Raw genomic sequence first — 15,201 nt, 5'->3', positions numbered from 1 at the left:
GGTGCCGATCGGGTGGGTATACCTGGTGGTGCGAGCGGTGCAGGACGAACCTCTGGTCGGAGACCGGCAGTTCTGGGTGACGCGTCCGTATGAATGGAAGAACCTGCTCGCAGCGAAACTGTTATTCGTCGTCGTTTTCGTTAACCTGCCCATCTTCGTCGTGGAAGTGATCCTGCTTGAGGTGGGCGGGTTCCGGCCGTGGACGTTCCTCCCAGGCCTGATGATGTTGCAATTACTGTGGCAGATCATCCTCGTGTTGCCGAGCATGACGTTCGCGACCGTGACTTCGAGTCTTGGGCAGTTCCTCCTGGCGAGTCTATGCGTGGTGCTGTACCTCATCGGTGGCTCAATTCTGAATTCTTACGTGCCCAACAATGGGATCTCCGGAGCTGCTTCGATCCCAGACACGATCGAATCCGTTGTTGCACTAGGGGCGGGCCTGGCAGTCATCTTCTCGCAGTACGCGCGGCGGAGGACGACGCGAGCGCGGTTGCTACTGGGTGGGGCAGCGCTGGCAATCCTGGTAGTCATGGCCGCTTCCCCTTACAAAGCGCTCATTCGCCATGCGTATCCGACCGGTACAGGCACGCTGCCGGTGCAGTTCGCGCTTGATCCCGCGAAGCCCAAGGTACAGGAAACCGAAGTGGAGAAAGGCAAAACGCATATTCGCGTGCCGCTGCTAGTTTCCGGAATTGCGAAGGATTCCCTGGTCGGACTCAATGGCGTGCAGGTCACGGTGCGGTCGTCGGATGGAACAGTGTGGAACTCGCCTTGGATCTCCGCGGGCGGGATGCTTTCCTCGCGAAGCCAGCATTCAGCGGTCGAGTTCTCTATGGAGAATGCCGTATTCGAGCGAATGAAGACGGAGCCGGTGGCTGCTCACCTGACCTTTGCCTTGCTAATGTTCCAGAGTACAGAAGAACAGCGGATCACGCATACGGACAAGCCGTTCGGTGTCCCGGGCAACGGGCGCTGTCTATTCGATCCGGGCTGGATTGGGGGCTTCCGCTGCGTTTTCCCGCTCACTACACCCCTATTGCAGGTGACGGTGAAGTCGGAGGAGATCACCTGTGCTCCCCGGGAGGACGAAAAGCCGGTGGCCGCTGGAGCGGTCGGGGAGGGATGGATCTGGGGGCATGACCAGGGAGCGGAGTTTGGCATCAGTCCAGTAGTGATTCGCACCCTCTACATCAATGACTGGGGCCAAGAATTGAACGAGCGCGAGGTCCGGACGCGGATCTGCGCTGGAACACCGCTGACATTGAGGACGGTGGAAGAAGTGGGGCAGAAGCGAACCGAGGTCGATCTACCAAACATTCTATTGACGAACTACCAACTCAAGGATGTCTCGCGAGGCAGCAGCGGTTGGGGCTTTGCTATCGGGCGTTAGCTTCTTTCGGCGGAAGCGTGAATGGCGAGGCCGATTCACGCGGGGAAGACGTTTCGAGTTTCGAGTTTCGCGTGCCCGGCCGAGGACGGCCGGGCTACAACTTCGTTGGCAAGGCGCCGTCGCGGACGGGGACGCCTAAACCCCCGCTTGAAGACGAGCTTTCCCATCAGGGCACAATCTGGGCCGAAGTGCCTGTCGAGGCTCTCGTGATGCGCGACCTTCGTGGGGTGCTTCACTCGGGCATGCGCCCTCGTTCAGCATGACAAGCGATGAAAGCAGGTCCCCTCACGCCTAAGGGTGGAGGCCTTCCACCAAATCGGGGTTCCAACCCCGTGCGAAGAGATTGGTGACTATAGGGGTCCCTCGACTCGGGCTGAAGCCCTCGCTGGGGATGACATTCATCAGAAGCAGGTCCCTCACGCCTAAAGGCGTTCGGGATGACAGTTGCCCGGGCTGCGCTCACTCATCGGCGGCGGCGTGGATGGTGAGGCCCCTTCGGCTCGCCGGAAGGCTCGCCTCAGGGCAGGCTAGGCGGGGTCGCCGGATTTGCCGTCCGCCGCGGCATGAATCGTCAGACCGACCTCCCGCACATCATCTAAAGGATCTCCCGTAATCAGGCTCCAGCGGTTGCGGTACTGCTCGTAGGCTCCCTGACCTTTGTGCGGGTAGAAGCGGGGGAAGCCGTTGGGCGGGATGGCCTTGCGGGGCAGGATGTACCAGGCATCGTGGGGCGCGATATAGACGGCGACGATGTCCAGGTCGTTCGCGCCGTAGGGGCGATCGTGCCGCATGCAGCGGACGGGATAGGCGTTGTTGGTGACGCAGAACCCGGTCTTGACCTGGACGCGGAACATCTTGCCATTCCCGTTGGTGACGATGAAGTCGAAGGGTTGGTTTTCGCCGTTGGGCTTCGAAACCGACAGCCCAAGGGCGAGGGCCTTGGCCTGGAAGGCGATCTCGCCCCATTCGCCCTTGTCCTTGACGTGAGTGAGCGGAGGACGTTTGCGCATCGTTCCATGGTAGAAGGCGGGTGAACGAGGGGCTGTGACGGCGGTCACGCGAAGGAAGGTTTCGGGTTTGGAGAAAACCGTTTCGCGTTTCACGTTTCAGGTTTCACGTTTCGAGGTTTCACGTTTCGGGCCCCGGATGCAGGCGGATGAGGCCATTTCAAAAAGCAGCTCCCTCGGCTGCGCTCGCGTGCACTCGCTTCGCTCGGGATGACAAATCAATAGCTCGGGGAGCGAACGGCACCCCTGAAGGCGTGCTTCTTCGAAGGCGTCGGGTACTCAGCCGGCTTCTTCGAGGTCGGCGAGGTGATGGCGGAAGCAGCGGGGACAGAAAGTCTTACCGCAGGCTTCGCAGTCCTCGGCGTGGTCACTGCAGACCTCCGCCAGGCACTCGGCGCAGCGGGTGTACGGCCGGCGGGTGCAGGATGGAGCGGCGCAGGGCATGTCAGGCGGGCCGCTTCCAGATCCATACCGGCCGGGTACGCGGGGCGCTCTGCTGCTGTTCCGCCAGGGCGCGATCGCGGACCCGCGCGCATTCCCAACCCTCGAGCGCCGGCAGGCGGCGCAATCCCATCACCTGGACCCGCTGCGGGTTCGTCAGGAAGGGCGAGCCGGCGACGGCCGAGTCGATGACCGATTGCAGCAACTGTCCGTGGGCCAGGAACCCGCGGCGAATCACCCGCGAGGCCAGCAGGATCCAGAGGGCGATCCCGACCAGGACCAGGGTCGCGACCGGGAAGCCGGCGCGTTCCCGGGGGAAGGCCTGGTAAACGATCAGGGCGATGAGCCAGAGCACGCCGGCGACGGCGATGCCCGCCAGGCCCACGGTCTCGGCGAAATCGGAAGTCTTTCGCGACGTGGCGTAGGAGCGCTCGTAGCGGTCGAGGACGAGGGTGGCGTCGGTGGTCTTAGGAGCGAATGGGATGACGACGGCGGGACTCATGGCCAACCTCCGAATCAGAAGTTGGGCCGCAGGGGCGGCCTCCGCGGCAAATGCCGGGATTCGCCGCGCTCACGCCTGCCTGGCCGGCTGGGGTGGAGTGCTGATCGATCGGACGACTCCCGGCTTCACGCCCTTGGTAGCACAGGGGGCGAACAGGATTCAGTGACGTGTGAACCACGTCGCTGTGCGCAGCCTGGCGGTCCCCGAGACGACAGGTACAATAGGGGGATGCGAATCATCATGCTTGCTCTGCTCGTACTGCTCGCGGCGTCGGTGTGGGGACAGGCGCCGTCCTCGTCCAACATTCCCGCACCCGCCGATGTCGCCGCTCCGCCGGCGGATGCAGCCAAGACGGCCTCCGGCCTGGCGACCCGGGTCGTGAAGCCTGGCACCGGCAAAGAACATCCGGCGAAGGACGACCTGGTCACCATCGACTACACCGGCTGGACCACCGGCGGAAAAATGTTCGACAGCTCGGTGGCGCGGGGCGCGCCCGCCAGTTTCCCGGTGAACCGCGTGATCCCCGGCTTCAGCGAAGGCCTGCAACTGATGGTCACGGGAGAGACGCGGCGGATGTGGATCCCCGAGGACCTCGCCTACAAAGGCCAGGAGGGAAGGCCGAAGGGCATGCTGGTCTTCGAGGTGACCCTGCTCGAGATGCCTACGCACGCGCCCGAGGACGTGAAAGCGCCTCCCAAGGACGCCAAACGCACCGCCAGCGGGCTGGAGTACAAGGTGCTGCGGCCGGGCACGGGCAAGCGGCATCCCAAGGCGAGCGACGAGGTCACGGTGAACTACACCGGGTGGACGACCGACGGCAAACGGTTCGACAGCTCGCTCACCCGCGGCCAGCCGGCCACCTTCCCGCTCAACAAGGTGATCGCCGGGTGGACCGAAGGACTGCAGCTCATGGTGGAAGGCCAGAAAATGCGCTTCTGGATCCCGCAGGACCTGGCCTACCAGGGCCGGCAGGCGCCCTACGGCATGCTGGTGTTCGACGTGGAGTTGATCAGTATCCGGTGAAGCGCGGCACGGGCCGAGGGTCCGTGATGCCCGTCCTTGAACGGGGCGCGAATTGCGCGGAGGATAGGCGATTATGACCGGCACACAACGACAGATCCTTCGTTTGGAACGGGAGCAGGCCCGAGACTTCAACCGCCACGACCTGGGGGCGCTGCTGGCGCAGTTCGGCCCCGGGTTCATGGGCTTCTCGTCCACGCGGCACAAGCGGGTCAGCGGACGGAAGGAGCTGGCCAGCACGTTCCGCCACTACTTCGACCGCTCGCCGCGGGCGCAGTACCGCATCGCGCAGCCGCGGGTGCAGGTCCTGGGCGGCGTGGCCGTGGCCAGCTTCTACTGGACGGTGACGCTCTCCCCGCGGCGCAAGGTGGAAGGCCGCGGTAGCCACGTGTACGCCAAGGGCAAGGGCGGCTGGAAGATCGTGCACGAGCACTTCTCCAAGGCCCACTGAACGTCGAAGGGTGAGCGCCGTCACTGCCCGGGGCGGGGAATGCGTGTAGGGAATGGAGTGCCAGGCGGGGCGCCGTGCGGCCGCCGCCGAGGAGGTCGCCATGCCCATCATCACCATCTCCCGAGGCTCGTTCAGCGGGGGCAAGCTGCTGGCAGAGAATCTGGCCCGCCGGCTGGGCTACCGCTGCATCGACCGCGAGCACATCATCCAGAAGGCGGCGGCGTGGGGCGTCTCCCAGGAGGCGCTGCGCACCGCCATCGAGAAGCCGCCCAGCTTCCTGGGACAGTCCCAGCACACCAAGTACACCTACCTGGCCTTCATCCAGGCGGCGCTGACCGAAGAGGTCCGCAGCGGCGATGCCATCTACCACGGCCTGGCCGGGCACCTGCTCCTGGGCAGCGGGCCGCACCTGCTGCGCATCCGCATCATCGCCCCCATGGATTTCCGCGCCGCCAAGGTGCAGGAGCGCCTGGGATTCAGCCGCAAGGAGGCCATCGCCTACATCGAGAGGATGGACGAAGAGCGGCGCAAATGGACGCGCTTCCTCTACGACGTGGACTGGGCCGACGCGTCGCTGTACGACCTGGTGCTCAACCTGGAGCAGATGAGCCTGGAGGAGGCCAGCGACGCCATCCTGGCGGTCGCCAAGCTGCCGTGCTTCGAGTTCACCGCCGAGGCGCGGCGCGCCATCGAAGAGCTGGCGCTGGCCAGCGAGGTGAAGGCCCACCTAGCCATGGATCCGTCGACCACCGACCTGCAATTCGAGGTCACGGCCAAGGGCGGAACGGTGGCCATCAAGGGAGACATCGTCAGCCCGCTGCAGGCCAAGCGCATCGGGAAGATCGCCCGCGGCGTGGACGGGGTCCAGCAGGTGCAACTGGAGGAACTGGAGCTGGCGACCAGGTTCTAGACAGCGGGTGGAGCAGGCCGTTGCAATTTGTCCCCAGCTAGAATGCAGGCCTGAAGGCCGGCTCCACCCTTTGCGCTGGGTGTGACGTCTGAACCACCTCCTGTGACTCCGGTCACATCGGGCTCAAGCCCCCTCTTTTAGCCTTGAATGGTAAGGAGCGGGGTTCATGGAACACAGTGGGGAACGGCCAACGACCGAGGGGACGCCCAAGCCGCGCCTGGTCTTCTGGGAAGTCACCAAGGGGTGCAACCTGCGTTGCATCCACTGCCGGGCGACAGCCACCGAGCTGATGAGCCCGACCGACCTGCCGACCGAAAAGGCCAAGGCCATCATCGACCAGATCGCGGCCTTCGCCAATCCCATCCTGGTGCTGAGCGGCGGCGAGCCCCTCTACCGCCGCGACATCTTCGAGCTGGCCAGCTACGCCACTGCGAAGGGACTGCGCGTCGCGCTGGCCACCAACGGCACCCTGGTGGACAAGAACATCGCGCAGAAGATCGTGAACGCGGGAGTGAAGCGGGTCTCCATCTCGCTCGACGGGGCGGATGCCAAAACCCACGACTCCTTCCGCGGCATCCCGGGCGCGTTCGACAACGCGGTGCAGGGCCTGAAGAACCTGCGCGCGCAGGGCATGGGCGTGCAGATCAACATGACGGTGGCGCGGCACAACGCGCACCAGCTCCCGCAAGTGCTCGACCTGGCGCGCTCCCTGGGCGCCGACGCCCTGCACACCTTCCTGCTGGTGCCGGTGGGCTGCGGGGTCGAGATCGCCGATCGCGAGATGGTGCCGCCGGACGAGTACGAGCGCATGCTCAACTGGTTCTACGACCGGTCGCTGGAAGGCGACATCGAGCTGAAAGCCACCTGCGCGCCGCATTACTTCCGCGTGGTGCGGCAGCGGCGGGCGGCGGAGCGGCGCGCCTCCGAGCGCCATCCCGTCAACGCCGGCGGCATCGGGCCGACCGACGCCATGATGCCGGGCGGCACCGGCATCGTGATCAATCAGAACGTGGTGGGACATCCGGGGCGCGTGCCCAAGGGACATCACACCGGGCATCCGGGCGCGGCGCCCGACGGCATGAGCGCCATGACCAAAGGCTGCCTGGCGGGCACAGGCGTGTGCTTCATCTCGCACGAGGGCGAGGTCTTCCCCTGCGGATACCTGCCGATGAAGTCAGGCGACCTGCGCACGCAATCCTTCGGCGAGATCTGGAACACCTCCGAGGTCTTTGAGCAGTTGCGCGACACCGGCAACCTGAAGGGCAAGTGCGGATGCTGCGAGTTCCGCAATGTCTGCATGGGATGCCGGGCGCGGGCTTATGCCGCCACCGGCGACATGCTCGACGAAGAGCCGTTCTGCGTCTATCAGCCGAAGATGACCGCGCCGCCCAAGAAGGCGGAGACCCAGACGCGATAGCGAGGGCGGCCGCGCCACGTGATTTTCATCGGCGCGGGCGAGGGCGGCCGCGCCACACCAGGCGTGGGATCCAGTCAGGCACGACCAAAGTCACAGACCGGCGGATGGAAGGCGGGGACAATCGAGGAAGTCCGGCTGATATGGCATTCATGGAAACAGCGCTACAACCCTTGAGCGGAGCGCGGATGCGCGCCATGCTGTGGCCGCGCGAGCACGGGGCGTGGGGCATCCTGCTGGTGCCGCTGGTCACGGGCGCGGCCGTGGGAGCGATCAGGGGCGGAGCGGTGGCCCCGGTGCTGCTCTTTCTGGCCGCTTCCCTGGCGCTGTTCTGCCTGCGCACTCCGGTGGAGGCCCTGCTGGGAGCATCGGCGGTGCGGGCGCAGAGAGGCACGGAGCGGCAGTGGGTGGTGCTGGGCGCCGCCGCGTATAGCGCGATCGCAGCGGGCACTCTCATCCTCCTTTTCCGGCACGGAAACAACCGCGGGTTGCTGTTGCTGGGAGCGGCGGCGGCGGCCTCGTTCGCCGTGCAGGCGGGCCTGCGCAAGCTGGGACGCGAGACGCGCACCAGTTCGCAGTTGCTGGGCGCGATCGGCCTGACCTCGACCGCGGCCGGAGCGTACTACGTGACCACCGGCCACCTGGAGGCGCGGGCGCTGGCCTTGTGGGGCGCCAACTGGCTCTTCGCCGCCAACCAGATCCTGTTCGTGCGGCTGCGGCTGCATGCGGCCAAGGTGGAAGGGATCGGCAACCGCTTCGCCGCCGGGTGGCATGCGGTGCTGGGGATCGTGATCACCATCGTGCTGCTGTTCGGGGGGTTCGAGGCGGGGACCCTTCCGCGGCGCGCGGTGCTGGCCTATCACCCGATGATCCTGCGCAACCTGTGGTGGTTCTTCCAGAAGCCGAGGCCGCTCAACGTGCACCGGTTGGGGGTGCGGGAGCTGATCTCGGCGATCGTCTTCGGGGCGATCTTCATCGTCGCGCTGGCAAGTTGGCGGTAGGCAGCACAGAGTTCATAGCGCATAGTCCATAGCGCATAGCCCTCAGCGCGGCATTGCCTAGAAACCTCTAGTTGAGGACGGTCTCGGCCTCAGGAGAAGGCGTCCGGGCAGTGCGCTCCAGGTGCTTCTCGACCGCGGTGGTAGCGATCTTCTGGATGTCGGAGAAGAAGCTCTGGGCCTCGGGGACCGCAGCCAGCTGCGGCTCGCCTACCCGGTCGCTGAGATCGTGGAGCATGGCGGTCACGCGTTCCATGCGGTACTTCTGGAGAGCCTGGTCGATGCCGGTGGCACGTTGGGCGGTGGCTTCCACGTAAGGCCAGAGCAGATGACGGACGCGATCCACGGCGCCGTGGGCCTCGGCTAGAAGGCGCCGGTCGGAGACCTCGACGGGCCGGCCGCCCTGCTGCCGGGCCAATTGTTTGAGTTCGTGCTCGATCTGGGAGAGGCTGGAACAAAGACGCTGCAGAAGGGCCGGTAGGTCTGGCACGGGCGTTCCTTTACGGAGGGGATTAGGCCGGATGCGGGCGACCGCTTCGGACCGTCGTACATACTGCACCCGTCCATCGGTGGCCGGCCAGATGCCGGGGGGACATGGCTGCTGGTAACCAAGACACGCCGCCTGCCCTGGTGTCAACCCATTTCCGGGGGAATCAGGATAGTAAACAGGGCGGCGTGTTTCCGAGGCTGAAGCGCCCCGGGCGCCGCCCCATACTCTCTCCCAGTGCGCGCCACGCACTCAGGAGAAACCCATGAAGCTAGCACTACGTATCTTCGCGTTCAGCCTCTGTCTGGTCGCCACCTACTCGGCAGCCAGTTTCAAAGGCGCCACGGCATGCCCGCCGAAAGCCCAGCTTTCGGCGCCCATGCCCACGTGCAACCCGGCGGTCCCGAGTTGCTCGATCCGGCCCTAGAAGTTGAACATCTCGGGAGAAAGCGACCAAGAGTACACAAGTAACTTGAGGGCTGCGGGGTAGAGGACTATCATGTCCGCTACTCAGCAGCCCGTTTATGCCCTCCAGCCGAGTGTTAACGGGGCTCTATTACGTCCTGTGGCTCGCAGCACCCTTGCTGCAATTGGGCGTGGCGGTCGTGCTGCGCCGGCGCAAGCTGGACAAGGAATTCCCCTTCTTCTTCAAGTACCTGATCTTCCAGACCGCAACCAACCTGTTGCTGTTCGTGCTGAGCTTCAACTATCGGGCCTACTTCTACGCCTACTGGTCGTTCCAGACGGTGACGACGGCGCTGGAGTTCGCCATCATCTATGAGATCTTCGGGCAGCTGTTCCGTCCGTATCCCTACCTGCGGGACTTCGCCCGGGTATTGCTGCGCTGGATCGGAAGCCTGCTGCTGCTGGTGGCGGTGCTGTTCGCGGTAAGCGCTTCGCCGCAGGAAACGCCGGTGGTGGTGGCGGTGCTGTGGGCGGAGCGCAGCATCCGGCTGGTGCAGTGCGGATTGCTGTTCTTCCTGCTGTGGTTCTGCTCGTATCTGGGGATCACCCGGCGTCATTACCTGTTCGGGGTGGCGCTGGGGTTCGGCACGCTGGCGTCGGCCGACCTGGTGACGATCGCGACCCGGATGGTGACCGGGTACATCGGCGACACCGCTTTCAACCTGATCCTGATGTCGGCGGCGGACTGGGCGGTCGCCATCTGGCTCTTCTACTTCCTGTCGCGCGCCCCGGCCTCGCTGCTCCGCCAAGCGACTGTCGTTTCCGGGCAGAAATGGGATTACGGTGTGGCCGAACTGCTTTACCCGCAGACCGAGCCCGGCCTGCTGAGCCGCATCGACAAGATGGTGGAGAACGCGTTCGCGCAGTCGCGGCACGAGGTGAAGAGTCCGGAGAGCCCGCCCGCCCTACAACCCCCGACCGCCGGCCAATGACCCGTCAATCGGCGCCGGCCAGCGATTCCTCTCGGATCATCCTGGGCTGATAGACGCAGCAGGGCTCTTCCGCCAGCACGTCGCCGGTCAGGGCGTAAGCACGCGCACGCGACCCTCCGCAGATCTCCTTGAACTCGCAGACGCCGCACTTCCCTTTCAGTTGCGTGGTATCGCGCAACCTGCGGAACAGCGGCGACTCACGGTAGAGCTCGGCCAGCTTCTGCTGGCGCACGTTGCCGGCGGACTGGGGCAGGAAGCCGCTGGGAAAGACCTCGCCGACGTGGGAGATGAAGACGAAGCCCTTGGCGTCGTTCAAGCCGCGGGGCGCGCGCGCGATGCCGTCGCCACCCAGGGCGGCGGGAAATGCTTGCGCTGCGGGAATGGAAGTGCGGGCCGAAGCGACTCCGTTCTGGCGCTCCTCGGTCCGGCGCTGTAGCAGGAAGCGGCGATAGTGCTGCGCCTCGGTGGTCTTGATGTCGAATGGTACCCGCCCCGCCGTCCGGTAGAGCTTCTCGAAGATCATCTCGAACTCTTCGGCGCTGACCAGGTCGTTGGCCTGCCCGCGCCCGGTGGGCACCAGGAAGAAGACGCTCCACAGGACGATGTCCAGGGTTTCAAGCAGGCGCACCATGGCGTCGAGGTCGTCGAGGTTGCGGCGGGTGATGGTGGTATTGATCTGCACCGGAAGACCCAGCTCGCGGGCCCAGCGGATGGCGTCGAGCGTGCACCGGTAGGAGCCGGGAACACGGCGGAAGGCGTCGTGGATCTCGGCGGTGGAGCCGTCGAGGCTGACGGCCAGGCGAGCCAGGCCGCGCTGCTTGAGGGCGGCAATGGCCTCGCGGGTCAGCAGCGGGGTGGCGCTGGGGGTCATGGAGGTGTGCACGCCACGCCCGCTGGCGTACTCGACCAGCTCGTAGATGTCGGGACGCTTCAGCGGGTCGCCGCCGGTGAGCACGAACACCGGGACATGCATCTCCGCGATCTGGTCGATGAGCGCCTTGGCTTCGGCGGTGCTCAGCTCGAACGGGTTGCGTGCCGGCTGCGCGCAGGCCCGGCAGTGGACACAGGCCAGGTCGCAAGCCTGGGTGGTCTCCCAGATGACGATGTAAGGCTTCTGGTTGAAGTCGAGCTGTCCCGCCGGTTGCATGACCAACATTCGAACACTGATAAAGAGGATGGCCTATGACCAATGTCACAGAACGCAACTTCTTGCGCTCGCTACGCGAACTACGCGGCCAAGGGCGACCGCGCCACACATTCTGGGGCAGGTGTGACCGAAGTCATACCCGGAGGCGCTGGTGCGCCCTAGGCTGAACCGTAGCGGAGGAAGTCATGGTCATCACCGAGAACACCAGCGTTGCCGAGGTTGTGCAGGCGGTACCGGGGGCGCGGCGCATCTTCGACCGTCACGGACTGCACGGATGCGGCGGAGCGCACGGGCCCAGCGAGCCACTGTCATTCTTCGCTGCCGTACACCAGGTCGAATTGAAAGGCCTGCTGGAGGAATTGAATGTCGAGGCGGCGCGGCCGCAGGAGCGCGTGGTGTACCGCGAGAGCCTCGAGGACTACATCTATCGCCGCTTCTTCAAGGCGGGCATCTTCATCGTGCTGACGGTGGGGGCGCTGTGGGGCGCGGTCAACCTGGCGCAGATCGCCATCGGCAAGAGCTTCCTGCAACTGCACCTGGTGCAGTCCATCCACGCCCACGCGCACGCCATGATCTTCGGCTGGGTCGGACTGTTCGTGATGGGCTTTGCGTTGCAGAGCTTTCCCCGCTTCAAGAACACCACGCTGTGGCGGCCAGACTTGGCGAACCTTTCCTTCTACCTGATGGTGACCGGGATCATTGCGCGGATGTCGGCCGAGCTGCTGATCCAGACCGGGCCGGGGCTGGCGCTGGGCTTCTTCTCCGGGGTGGTGGAGCTGATCTCGATCGTCTTGTTCCTGACTGTGCTCTACAAGACCGCAACGAAGTCGGTGGGGCCGCGCAATCCCTACGAGCGCTTCATCGCCGCCTCGTTCTTCTGGTTCTTCGTCCAGGCATTGCTGAGTGATTTCTTCTTCTTCGCCAAGGCGACGGCGATCGGACAGCAGCAATTGATCCGGCGGATCGCGCTGATCGATGGGCCGCTGCGCGACATCCAGTTGCTGGGCTTCACCGCGCTGATCATCGCCGGCGTGAGCCAGCGCTTCGTGCCGCTGGTGTATGGGCTGAAGGGGCCCAAGAAGGACCGTCAGGGGCTGATCTTCGCGCTCATGAACCTGACGCTGGTGCTGAATGTCATCAGCTATGTCGCGGTGCTGACCACGGGGAACCTGGCCTGGGCGCTCGGGCTAGAGATCGCCTACCTGCTGATGCCGGTGTGGGCGGTGCTGCTGGCCATTCAATTGGGCGTGTTCAGCAAGCCGACACAGCCGGACCGCACCTTCAAGTTCATCCGCGGCGCGTACGTGTGGTTGATCATCGCCAACGCCATGATGCCGTTCTTCCTGGTTTACGGGATCGCGACCCACCAGGGCTTCGCGCATGCCTACATGGGCGCGCACCGGCACGCTTTCACGGTGGGCTTCATCAGCATGATGATCATGGGAGTGGCGGCGCGGGTGGTGCCCATCCTGGCGGGGGTGAACGCCAGCCGGTTGTCGAACCTCTGGGGACCGTTCCTGCTGCTGACGGTGGGCAACAGCGGGCGGGTGCTGCTGCAGATCGCCACCGACTTCTACCCCAACGTCGCCTACCCGCTGGTGGGCCTGACCGGTTTCCTGGAAGTGACGGCGCTGGCCTGGTGGGGCATCGGGTTGTGGCGGGTGATGAACCTGTCGCACAGCGAGCGGCCGAAGGTGCTGGCCGGTCCCTTGCCCATCCTGGCGCAATAGCCCAAGTCCGAAGCCGTGGTGCAGGGCCTGGAATCGGAGGTTAGCCGAGTATTCGCGTTGGGGATCTCAAGTTCCTGAATCCTGGTTTTCTCTGTGCGGCCCGCGGTAGCCGTTCCGCCGGCAAACCAGCGATCAGGAACCAGAGATCACAGCGCCATTACCATCAGGCGGCCTTGCCACTGGCGATCTTGAACACGCCCGAAGTCTCCAGGTAGTAATGCTCGATGCGTTCCTCCTCCAGGAAGGGCTTGAGATCGAGCAGCGGAGTACGAACCTTGTAGAATTCTGCAGAATCGGACTTCGTCCTCCAGACAGCAACCACGATCGCGCGGTTGGGGTTCTCATCCGAGATGAGGGTGAGAAGGTCCACGAAGCCGGCCTGGTTCTTGTAAGCGCCGGCCAGTTGGCGGGCGGCTTCCAGGAATGCCTCTTTTTTCTCCGGCTTGAGTGTGCAGGTCATCATGCGGGTAAACATAGACTTTTCCTCCACTGAGTGTGGCCGCGGCAAGGCCAGCAGGGCCGAGCGGCGGGTTTGGTGTTCGCTTGGGTTTGCAAGTGATGTAGGGACGAAAGCAAGCCGGATAAATATGCTTGGGCGGAGTGAACATGCCCGACTCCCTCTTGCACGCCCATGTTCTTAATCCAATGACAGACCCTTGGCGATGACTTTTGTCACAAGCCCTTCAGGCTGCGCTCTCGAATAGCTACAGTGTCCGTCTTCAGCACCCGCCACAGCCCGATGCCCCACCAAGTCAGCGCCAAGCCAGCCACGCAGGACCTTGGCCGCGTGCAAGGCCCTTTTCTTCTGCCTGCCGATTACAATACGCGCATGCCCGAACCCAAGGCGGGGCGCGCCGGCGTGCTGGGGCGTGTCCCACTGTTCACCGATCTCTCCGACGCGGAGCTGAGGTTCCTCTCCGACCGCGCGGTCAGCAAGCGCTACCGGGCGGGAGAGCTGATCTTCAGCGAAGGCGACGCGTGCGCCGGGCTGTACGTGATCGAGTCAGGCGACGTGCGCATCTTCAAAACCTCGAGCGCGGGCCGCGAGCAGGTGCTGACCATCGAGCGCGCAGGCAATTCCATCGCAGAACTGCCGGTGTTCGATGGCGGGACCTACCCGGCGTCGGCGAGCGCGGCCAGCGACGCGACCATCCTGTTCATCAGCCGCAGCGATTTCCGCGCCCTGTGCCTGGAGCATCCCGAGGTCGCGCTGAAGGTGCTGCGCATGGTGGGGCTGCGTCTGCGGCGGCTGGTGGGAATCATCGAGGAGCTCTCGTTCACCACCATCCGGCACCGGCTGGCGGCGCTGCTCTTGCGCATGGCGCGCGAGGCGGGCAACCGTTCGGGCAGGGCGGAGTTCACTATCGAAGCCAGCAACCAGGAGCTGGCTTCGCAGATCGGCACCGTGCGCGAACTGGTCTCGCGCAACCTCAGCCGCTTCCAGGCCGAAGGGCTCATCCAGATGGACGGCAAGCACATCACCATCCCCGACCTGAGGAAGCTGGAAGCGGAGATCCAGAGCGAAGAGTAGGCGGTAGGTGGTGGGAACCTGATTGCCGCCGGCTCCGACTGCCTACGAGCTACCTCCTGCCTCCCTCCTGTGACATAAGTCATCGTCGCTGCCGAAAGCGGCCTGTAACCTCGGTCCCAGGAGTTGCGGATGCCGCGGAGATCAGTCGAGAAGTTGCTGGCTGAGAACCTGGAAGCCAAGAAGATTCTGGCCGAGCTGGGGGCCCTGCTGGGCGCGGCGGCGCAACCCGAGACATCCCAAAGGAAGGAAACCATGCCGATCACCGTCGCCAAGACCGTCCGCGAGCTGGCCGTCGAAGTGCCCAACGCCACCCGCGTCTTCGAAAAGCTGGGCATCGACTACTGCTGCGGAGGACACAAGTCCCTGGAGGAAGCTTGCAGCGACGCGAAGCGTCCCGTGGACGAGGTGCTGCGCGCCCTGGAGCAGGGCGTGGATACGGCCTCTCCGCAGACTGCCCGCGACTGGAGCACCGCGCCGTTGGGCGAGTTGGTGGACCACATCGTCAACCAGCACCACACCTACGTGAAGAACGAAGTGCCGCGGCTGCAGGCGCTGATCGCCAAGGTCGTCGGGGTCCACGCCAAGAACCACCCGGAGCTGGAGCAGGTGCAGGTGGCGTTCTCCGAGCTGGCCAACGAGCTGGCCGCGCACCTGATGAAGGAAGAGCAGATCCTGTTCCCTTACGTGAAGCAGATGTCGGCGGGCAAAGGCTGCGGGCCGTCGTGCTTCGGCACGGTGCAGAACCCCATCCGGGTGATGATGATGGAGCACGACGG

Annotated in this window: 16 protein-coding genes; 10 read left to right on the top strand and 6 right to left on the bottom strand. The window is 64.8% G+C overall.

Annotated elements, in window-relative coordinates; all coding sequences use genetic code 11:
• Window positions 1–1,390 (top strand): hypothetical protein (locus tag VMS96_00760; GenBank protein HVP41927.1); only part of this gene is annotated, 1,390 nt, incomplete at its 5' end.
• A gap of 527 nt (window positions 1,391–1,917) precedes the next feature.
• Here the strand turns inward: VMS96_00760 and VMS96_00755 are convergent.
• The 3 genes from VMS96_00755 to VMS96_00745 form a co-directional block, all read right to left on the bottom strand.
• Window positions 1,918–2,400, bottom strand: a complete 483-nt coding sequence (locus tag VMS96_00755; protein HVP41926.1) for a group I intron-associated PD-(D/E)XK endonuclease — start codon at window positions 2,398–2,400, stop codon at window positions 1,918–1,920.
• Window positions 2,401–2,676: 276 nt separating this feature from the next.
• The gene (locus VMS96_00750; protein HVP41925.1) at window positions 2,677–2,841 is read right to left on the bottom strand and encodes a hypothetical protein; all 165 of its coding nucleotides are present in this window, start codon (window positions 2,839–2,841) and stop codon (window positions 2,677–2,679) included.
• A 1-nt stretch (window position 2,842) separates the two neighbouring features.
• On the bottom strand, window positions 2,843–3,340 hold the full coding sequence (locus VMS96_00745; GenBank protein ID HVP41924.1) for a hypothetical protein: 498 nt from the start codon (window positions 3,338–3,340) through the stop codon (window positions 2,843–2,845).
• 228 nt (window positions 3,341–3,568) lie between these two features.
• On the opposite strand from VMS96_00745, the gene VMS96_00740 reads away from it, so the two are divergent.
• The 5 genes from VMS96_00740 (at window position 3,569) to VMS96_00720 (ending at window position 8,136) form a co-directional block, all read left to right on the top strand.
• Window positions 3,569–4,363 (top strand): FKBP-type peptidyl-prolyl cis-trans isomerase, encoded by a 795-nt coding sequence (locus tag VMS96_00740; protein HVP41923.1) that lies wholly within the window; start codon window positions 3,569–3,571, stop codon window positions 4,361–4,363.
• A gap of 73 nt (window positions 4,364–4,436) precedes the next feature.
• Window positions 4,437–4,811: a nuclear transport factor 2 family protein gene (locus tag VMS96_00735; protein ID HVP41922.1), complete on the top strand. Its 375-nt coding sequence runs from the start codon at window positions 4,437–4,439 to the stop codon at window positions 4,809–4,811.
• Between the two features lie 52 nt (window positions 4,812–4,863).
• Entirely contained in the window at window positions 4,864–5,721 is an 858-nt protein-coding gene (locus tag VMS96_00730; protein HVP41921.1) for a cytidylate kinase family protein, read from the top strand.
• Window positions 5,722–5,887: 166 nt separating this feature from the next.
• On the top strand, window positions 5,888–7,138 hold the full coding sequence (locus tag VMS96_00725; GenBank protein HVP41920.1) for a radical SAM protein: 1,251 nt from the start codon (window positions 5,888–5,890) through the stop codon (window positions 7,136–7,138).
• A gap of 140 nt (window positions 7,139–7,278) precedes the next feature.
• A complete protein-coding gene (locus VMS96_00720; GenBank protein HVP41919.1) occupies window positions 7,279–8,136 on the top strand; it encodes a YwiC-like family protein in 858 nt (285 codons plus the stop codon).
• A 67-nt stretch (window positions 8,137–8,203) separates the two neighbouring features.
• Here the strand turns inward: VMS96_00720 and VMS96_00715 are convergent, their stop codons facing one another.
• Window positions 8,204–8,623, bottom strand: coding sequence for a hypothetical protein (locus VMS96_00715; protein HVP41918.1), 420 nt, complete (start codon window positions 8,621–8,623; stop codon window positions 8,204–8,206).
• 521 nt (window positions 8,624–9,144) lie between these two features.
• On the opposite strand from VMS96_00715, the gene VMS96_00710 reads away from it, so the two are divergent.
• Window positions 9,145–10,017, top strand: coding sequence for a hypothetical protein (locus VMS96_00710; protein HVP41917.1), 873 nt, complete (start codon window positions 9,145–9,147; stop codon window positions 10,015–10,017).
• Between the two features lie 4 nt (window positions 10,018–10,021).
• On the opposite strand, the gene VMS96_00705 is transcribed toward VMS96_00710, so the two are convergent.
• On the bottom strand, window positions 10,022–11,173 hold the full coding sequence (locus VMS96_00705) for a TIGR04053 family radical SAM/SPASM domain-containing protein (GenBank protein HVP41916.1): 1,152 nt from the start codon (window positions 11,171–11,173) through the stop codon (window positions 10,022–10,024).
• Window positions 11,174–11,349: 176 nt separating this feature from the next.
• Here VMS96_00705 and VMS96_00700 point away from each other — a divergent pair, with 176 nt between their 5' ends.
• Entirely contained in the window at window positions 11,350–12,894 is a 1,545-nt protein-coding gene (locus tag VMS96_00700; protein HVP41915.1) for an NnrS family protein, read from the top strand.
• 163 nt (window positions 12,895–13,057) lie between these two features.
• Here the strand turns inward: VMS96_00700 and VMS96_00695 are convergent, their stop codons facing one another.
• Window positions 13,058–13,369, bottom strand: coding sequence for an antibiotic biosynthesis monooxygenase family protein (locus tag VMS96_00695; protein ID HVP41914.1), 312 nt, complete (start codon window positions 13,367–13,369; stop codon window positions 13,058–13,060).
• Window positions 13,370–13,723: 354 nt separating this feature from the next.
• Here VMS96_00695 and VMS96_00690 point away from each other — a divergent pair, with 354 nt between their 5' ends.
• Window positions 13,724–14,425 (top strand): Crp/Fnr family transcriptional regulator, encoded by a 702-nt coding sequence (locus VMS96_00690; protein ID HVP41913.1) that lies wholly within the window; start codon window positions 13,724–13,726, stop codon window positions 14,423–14,425.
• 129 nt (window positions 14,426–14,554) lie between these two features.
• On the top strand, window positions 14,555–15,201 hold a 647-nt coding region (locus VMS96_00685), incomplete at its 3' end, for a DUF542 domain-containing protein (protein ID HVP41912.1).

Source organism: Terriglobales bacterium (assembly GCA_035543055.1).
Taxonomy (GTDB): Bacteria; Acidobacteriota; Terriglobia; order Terriglobales; family Acidobacteriaceae; genus JAIQFD01.
Note: the sequence above shows the minus strand (reverse complement) of the source record. Positions and strands in the feature narration are given on the sequence as shown.

Coding starts and splice junctions, on each gene's coding strand:
- VMS96_00720 (HVP41919.1), top strand. CDS start 7,279: ATGGCATTCATGGAAACAGCGCTACAACCCTTGAGCGGAGCGCGGATG.
- VMS96_00695 (HVP41914.1), bottom strand. CDS start 13,369: ATGTTTACCCGCATGATGACCTGCACACTCAAGCCGGAGAAAAAAGAG.
- VMS96_00725 (HVP41920.1), top strand. CDS start 5,888: ATGGAACACAGTGGGGAACGGCCAACGACCGAGGGGACGCCCAAGCCG.
- VMS96_00740 (HVP41923.1), top strand. CDS start 3,569: ATGCGAATCATCATGCTTGCTCTGCTCGTACTGCTCGCGGCGTCGGTG.
- VMS96_00745 (HVP41924.1), bottom strand. CDS start 3,340: ATGAGTCCCGCCGTCGTCATCCCATTCGCTCCTAAGACCACCGACGCC.
- VMS96_00750 (HVP41925.1), bottom strand. CDS start 2,841: ATGCCCTGCGCCGCTCCATCCTGCACCCGCCGGCCGTACACCCGCTGC.
- VMS96_00705 (HVP41916.1), bottom strand. CDS start 11,173: ATGTTGGTCATGCAACCGGCGGGACAGCTCGACTTCAACCAGAAGCCT.
- VMS96_00700 (HVP41915.1), top strand. CDS start 11,350: ATGGTCATCACCGAGAACACCAGCGTTGCCGAGGTTGTGCAGGCGGTA.
- VMS96_00735 (HVP41922.1), top strand. CDS start 4,437: ATGACCGGCACACAACGACAGATCCTTCGTTTGGAACGGGAGCAGGCC.
- VMS96_00730 (HVP41921.1), top strand. CDS start 4,864: ATGGAGTGCCAGGCGGGGCGCCGTGCGGCCGCCGCCGAGGAGGTCGCC.
- VMS96_00755 (HVP41926.1), bottom strand. CDS start 2,400: ATGCGCAAACGTCCTCCGCTCACTCACGTCAAGGACAAGGGCGAATGG.
- VMS96_00710 (HVP41917.1), top strand. CDS start 9,145: ATGCCCTCCAGCCGAGTGTTAACGGGGCTCTATTACGTCCTGTGGCTC.
- VMS96_00690 (HVP41913.1), top strand. CDS start 13,724: ATGCCCGAACCCAAGGCGGGGCGCGCCGGCGTGCTGGGGCGTGTCCCA.